Source organism: Bacillus sp. HY001, assembly GCF_007558965.1.
In the GTDB taxonomy this organism is placed as follows: Bacteria; Bacillota; Bacilli; order Bacillales; family Bacillaceae_G; genus Bacillus_A; species Bacillus_A mobilis.
On sequence record NZ_VLTE01000323.1, the window covers coordinates 1 to 501 of the forward strand.

Sequence of the window (501 nt, forward strand, 5' to 3'; positions counted from 1 at the left end):
AAACAACATTCATACAAAAGAGTGTGACCAGTGGATTAAAGAAGTGTCGAGCAAAGCGGTAAAACAAGCGATTATGAATGGAGATAAAGCTTTTAAGCAATTTTTTAAAGGTTTATCTAAGTTTCCACGATATAAAAAAAAGAGGAAGCAAGATGTGAAGTGCTACTTTCCGAAAAACAACAAAACAGATTGGACAGTAGAAAGACATAGAGTAAAAGTTCCTACAATTGGTTGGATAAGGTTAAAAGAGTATGGATATATCCCTAAAAATGCAACTGTAAAAAGTGGCACAGTATATCAAAGAGCAGGAAGATATTTTGTATCTGTACTTTGCGAATTGGAAGAAATGGCAACAAAGTTAGCACTCAATGCAGTAGGTCTAGGGATTGATTTAGGAGTGAAAGATTTTGCTACACGTAGCGATGGTATCGTTCATGAAAACATCAACAAAACAATAAAAGTAAAAAAGATAGAAAAACGGTTAAAACGTGAACAACGCTC

Annotated in this window: 1 protein-coding gene; it reads left to right on the forward strand. The window is 34.3% G+C overall.

The genetic code is table 11. From position 1 onward, the window contains the following. On the forward strand, window positions 1-501 hold a 501-nt coding region (locus FOT98_RS31550; RefSeq protein ID WP_260851164.1), incomplete at both ends, for an RNA-guided endonuclease InsQ/TnpB family protein.